2 protein-coding genes are annotated in these 6239 nt (G+C 27.4%); both read left to right on the forward strand.

Translation table 11 applies throughout. The features are described from left to right. Nucleotides 1–3293 (forward strand): beta strand repeat-containing protein (locus MBFIL_RS01965; RefSeq protein WP_066970985.1); only part of this gene is annotated, 3293 nt, incomplete at its 5' end. A gap of 1030 nt (nt 3294–4323) precedes the next feature. After that, the gene (locus MBFIL_RS01970) at nt 4324–5541 is read left to right on the forward strand and encodes a hypothetical protein (RefSeq protein ID WP_066970987.1); all 1218 of its coding nucleotides are present in this window, start codon (nt 4324–4326) and stop codon (nt 5539–5541) included. The last annotated feature ends 698 nt before the right edge of the window (nt 5542–6239 follow it).

Genomic DNA, 6239 nt, shown 5'->3' on the forward strand with positions numbered 1-6239 from the left:
GGAATATTGGTGATTTGAGTACTGGTGAATCTGTAACCTTAAACCTAACTGTTCTTGTTATTGGCACAGGAAATATCACAAACATTGTGAATGTTACTACTGATGAGCCTAATACTGGTGATCCTGATGATAATGAGACTGTTATTGTTAATGATACTGTTAATGTGAGTATTGTTAAGGTTGCGAATGTTACTGTTGTGAGTGTTGGTGATAATGTTTTATACACTATTACTGTGACTAATAATGGTTTGACTAATGCTACTGGTGTTTTTGTTATTGAGAATTTAACTAATAATAGTAAAGTGCAGTTTGTTAGTGCTAATGCAAGTAAAGGATCATATAATAATGTTTCTGGGATTTGGAATATTGGTGATTTGGGCACTGGTGAATCTGTAAGTTTAAATATCACTGTTTTAGTCGTTGGTAATGGTAGTATTTTGAATGTTGCGAACGTAACCACTAATGAACCTAATACTGGTGATCCTGAGGATAATGAAACTGTCACTGTAAATAACACTGTTAATGTGAGTATTGTTAAGGTTGCGAATGTTACTGTTGCGAGTGTTGGTGATAATGTTTTATACACTATTACTGTGACTAATAATGGTTTGACTAATGCTACTGGTGTTTTTGTCATTGAAAATTTAACAAATAACAGTAAAGTGCAGTTTGTTAGTGCTAATGCAAGTAAAGGAATATACAATAATGTTTCTGGGATTTGGAATATTGGTGATTTGAGTACTGGTGAATCTGTAACCTTAAACCTAACTGTTCTTGTTACTGGCACAGGAAATATCACAAACATTGTGAATGTTACTACTGATGAGCCTAATACTGGTGATCCTGATGATAATGAGACTGTTGTTGTTAATGATACTGTTAATGTGAGTATTGTTAAGGTTGCGAATGTTACTGTTGTGAGTGTTGGTGGTACTGTTTTGTACACTATTACTGTGACTAATAATGGTTTGACTAATGCTTCTGGTGTTTTTGTTATTGAGAATTTAACTAATAATAGTAAAGTGCAGTTTGTTAGTGCTAATGCAAGTAAAGGATCATATAATAATGTTTCTGGTGTTTGGAATATTGGTGATTTGGGCACTGGTGAATCTGTAAGTTTGAATATCACTGTTTTAGTCGTTGGTAATGGTAGTATTTTGAATGTTGTGAATGTTACTACTGATGAGCCTAATACTGGTGATCCTGAGGATAATGAGACTGTTGTTGTTAATGATACTGTTAATGTGAGTATTGTTAAGGTTGCGAATGTTACTGTTGTGAGTGTTGGTGATAATGTTTTGTACACTATTACTGTGACTAATAATGGTTTGACTAATGCTACTGGTGTTTTTGTTATTGAAAATTTAACTAATAACAGTAAAGTGCAATTTGTTAGTGCTAATGCAAGTAAAGGAATATACAATAATGTTTCTGGGATTTGGAATATTGGTGATTTGAACACTGGTGAATCTGTAACCTTAAACCTAACTGTTCTTGTTACTGGCACAGGAAATATCACAAACATTGCGAATGTAACAACTAAAGAAAATAATACTGGTGATCCTGATGATAATGAAACTGTCACTGTAAACGATACTGTTAATGTGAGTATTGTTAAGGTTGCGAATGTTACTGTTGTGAGTGTTGGTGATAATGTTTTATACACAATCACTGTGGCTAATAATGGTTTGACTAATGCTACTGGTGTTTTCGTTATTGAAAATTTAACAAATAACAATAAAGTGCAATTTGTTAGTGCTAATGCAAGTAAAGGATCATACAATAATGTTACTGGAATTTGGAATATTGGTGATTTGAGCACTGGTGAATCTGTAAGTTTAAATATCACTGTTCTTGTTGTTGGTAATGGTAGTATTTTGAATGTTGTGAATGTTACTACTGATGAGCCTAATACTGGTGATCCTGATGATAATGATACTGTTACTGTTAATGATACTGTTAATGTGAGTATTGTTAAGGTTGCGAATGTTACTGTTGTGAGTGTTGGTGATAATGTTTTGTACACTATTACTGTGACTAATAATGGTTTGACTAATGCTTCTGGTGTTTTTGTTATTGAGAATTTAACTAATAATAGTAAAGTGCAGTTTGTTAGTGCTAGTACAAGTAAAGGATCATATAATAGTGGTACTGGTGTTTGGAATATTGGTGATTTGAGTGCTCATGAGTCTGTGAGTTTGAATGTTATTGTTCTTGTTGTTGGTAATGGTAGTATTTTGAATGTTGTGAATGTTACTACTGATGAGCCTAATAATGGTACTCCTACTGATAATGTGACTGTTGTTGTTAATGATACTGTTAATGTGAGTATTGTTAAGGTTGCGAATGTTAGTGTTGCGAGTGTTGGTGATACTGTTGTTTACACTATTACTGTGGTTAATAATGGTTTGACTAATGCTTCTGGTGTTTATGTTGTTGATGGTTTAGATTATTCTAAATTGCAATATGTGAGTTCAAATGCAGGTATTGGTTCTTATGATCCGAGTACTGGAAAGTGGGTGATAGGTAATTTAGCTGCTGGTAAAACTACAACTTTGAACATAACAGTTCTTGTTACTGGTACAGGGAATATTCTTAATATTGCTAATGTGACTACTGATGAGCCTAATAATGGTACTCCTACTGATAATGTGACTGTTAATGTAAATGATACTGTAAACGTAAATATAGTAAAAATAGTGAATGTTACTACTGCTAATGTAGGTGATACTGTATTATACACAATCACAGTATCTAATAATGGATTAAACAATGCTACAGGCGTATATGTAATTGATAATTTAGATTATACTAAACTACAATTTATAAGTGCAAATGCTACTCGTGGAGAATACAATGCTACTACTGGTCTCTGGACTATTGGTAATTTAGCTGCTGGTGAAATTTTAACATTGAAAATCACTACACTTGTTACTGGTACTGGAAATATCCTTAATTTAGCTAAGGTTATTACTGATGAGCCTAACACTGGAAATGATAGTGATGATGCAGAAGTAACTGTTAATAAGACACAAGAACCTGAACCAGAAGAGGAACTAGAGCCTCAACCTAAGCCTCAGCCTATACCTCAACCAGATCCTCAGCCTAAGCCTCAGCCTATACCTCAGCCTAATCCTCAACCAGATCCTCAGCCTATACCTCAGCCAGAGCCTCAATCTAAACCTCAGCCTATATCTTCCCACGCGTCTATGAAAACAACAGGTATTCCAATAATATTACTAGTTATAACATTAGTTTTAGGAGGAATAACTGTTATAAGAAGAAAAGATTAATTAATTATTCTTCTTTATAATTTTAATCAATACAATTTTTATTTTTTTTATTTTTTTTAAACATTTTAGTATGAATTAATAATAATAATTTTATATATTTTATTACTAGAAAATGATTTTTAATATTTGTAAAAGCATTCCTTATACCTAAAATAGTTTATTTTTGGAAATAGCTTTTGATCAAACTTTTTTTAAAAGTTTGTTTCATATTATTAAAAGCATTTATCACGCTTAAAATGTCTATTTTTATTTTTTAGAATAGCTTTTGATTGAACTTTTTTTAAAAAGTTTGTTCTATAGAACTATTTTTTGTTTAAAGTTTATATATTGGTCTACATTAGAAAAATACACTGAATATATTTCTTAATTATGTAATAATGAATTATATTTTTTATTTTTATCTTTAAGTTTGTTGTAGTCTTTTATCTTTAAATAGTTTTTATAATATTCTTTATTTTAAATTTATTTGGTGATATTTCATATGTTTAACTTTAATTTCAATTAAAAATTTAAGAATATTTTTTTTAAAGAGTGATAATAATGAATTTAATGTATAATTATTTTACTAAACCTCATTGTCTCATTCTGAACAAAACAAACGTTTAATATGCTTAGAAATAAATCATTTTTTAAATGTATAATTTACTAATTAGAAAACTTTATACGTGATGAAAATTAATATTATAATTAGTGTGCTTAGTATCGAAAATTAAATATTAATTTATTATTTTGATATTTTGAAAGTGCTATCTACTTTAATGTAGTTGTTTAGATGATACTGCAACAGCTATTAATATTAACCTCATTAGGATGTTTTAAATGTTCTCTATGTTTTTAATATTTTTAGTTTCACCTATATCCTATAATCGATCTTTAGGAATTCTATTTTTAAAGTGACTAGGAATTTCAACTATATTTTGAATTATTTCAAGACTAAGTAGATGGTTTAGTATTGGTATCAATGAATCAAATATTTTAATTTTGATATCATTGCACACATTTTTATTTTTATTATTATCAATGATTGGGGATGTTTTTTACGAAAAATAAATTTAAGATATTCCTTACAATTTCTATACTTATTTTTGCTATATTAACATTATCTTCAGTAGTTTATAGTATTAAAACTACAGATTTAGGTATCATTAATATAACTAGTGATGATGTAAATGTTATTAATAACACTAATGCTCCTGATTTTGTTTTGAATAAATTACCTTATGATTATTCTCCATTATATGCTGAATCACATGGTTTTGAAGTGAAAAAAAATAAAATGGTTAATAAGGAGGGAAATATTAATTATACGTTCATAACAGAATATTTTCTTCCAATATATTGGAATAATCGTGAAAAATGGAGTAATTGCCAATCTCTTCTTCTTAAAGATGAATACATATATATTTTAGTTTCTTATCCTCCAAATAAAGGAAGAATTGTTAGATATAATATGGAAACATTAAATAAATATAAAGTAAACAAAGGTAAAAATTTAGATGATCTAAGAAAATTAGGTTTTAAAATAGCTAATGGAAATAAATTAACTAAAAAAGAGAAAGAACTTAAAAAAGCTATTAAAGTAGGACCTATATTTGAAACAGGACATGGTCAATCATTATCATATAATCCTAAGACTAATTCTTTATGGATGTGGCAAAATACTAATATTACTTCATATAAACTAAATTTAATGGAAATTAACATGACAAAACTGAAACCTGAATCTATATACAGATTTTCAGTTAGATTTAATAATACTTTACTTAATAGAATTCAAAACTTAGATTTTGATAATGAGGGAAATTTCTATTTTGATAAAAAGGTAGGAACAATAAATTCAAAACCAGATGAAATTTTTTCAGGTAAACTAATAAGGGAATATAACAACTCAAATGCTTCAAATAATTCAGGAAATTTAAATAAATCTAAAATTAAGACTACGCTTAACATGGATATTTTAGCTATTATTCAACAGCGTCCAGGGACACATGGTCAATTTATCGCAATAAATCCTCGTTCAAATCGTTTATACTTAGGTAGCGATAGTGTTTTCTATAATATGCCTGTTGACAAGTTAAGAAGTAATACTCTAACTGCAGATGACATGAACTATGTAATTTTAGATACTAAACGTGAATTTGAAGGAATGGGCTTTGATAAAAACGGAACCGAATATTTACTTGTACTTAGAGGTCCTGAAATACTTAAATCAACAACTAAAATTGTGAATATTGATAAATTTAGTTAAACATATTTCCCTTTTTGAATATTTATTTTAAAATTTAAAAATCTTTGATTTTAAATATTGAAATAAAAAAATCAGTTATATTATAAAAACAAATATTAATCTTTAATTAAAATCTATTTTAATTAATATTAGTTAATTATTAAATATTAATAGAAATTCATGAAAATAGTTATTTTTAAAAATTAATATTATTATTTTTTAAATATTTTATTTTATTTTAATTTAATTTTAAATAATGAATATGATTTATTTATTAATTATAATCATTTAAAAATAGCTATTTTTATAAAAAGTTGTATATTACTAGTTTAAAATAACTTTTAAAGATTTTGAGGTCATTTAGATAAAAAATTACTCAATCAATAGAATGAATGTAATAGAAAAAGACAAAGGAAATGATAAATACCATTGATAATTATTTCATCAATTATAATAAAATATAATATGATGATAGGTTAATTCAACATAACTTATATATTACTGAAATTATTATTTTTTCTTCTAAATCATATATATCTCCATATCTCAGTATAATAATATCAAACTTCAAAAAATATTTTTTAACAATAAATTGGCTGTGCAATAATTAATTTTTCAGTTGATGGATGACAGTGAATTTTCTTAGTTGTGGTTAGATTGTAAATTATTTTTTGTAGTTTTTTTTATTTGTTGTCTATGTTTTTCATTGAATATCTATT

The sequence above is a fragment of the Methanobrevibacter filiformis genome (assembly GCF_001639265.1).
Classification (GTDB): domain Archaea; phylum Methanobacteriota; class Methanobacteria; order Methanobacteriales; family Methanobacteriaceae; genus Methanacia; species Methanacia filiformis.

What these genes read in the sequence shown, in the direction of transcription:
- MBFIL_RS01970 (WP_066970987.1), top strand. Translation starts at nt 4,324, where the DNA reads ATGTTTTTTACGAAAAATAAATTTAAGATATTCCTTACAATTTCTATA.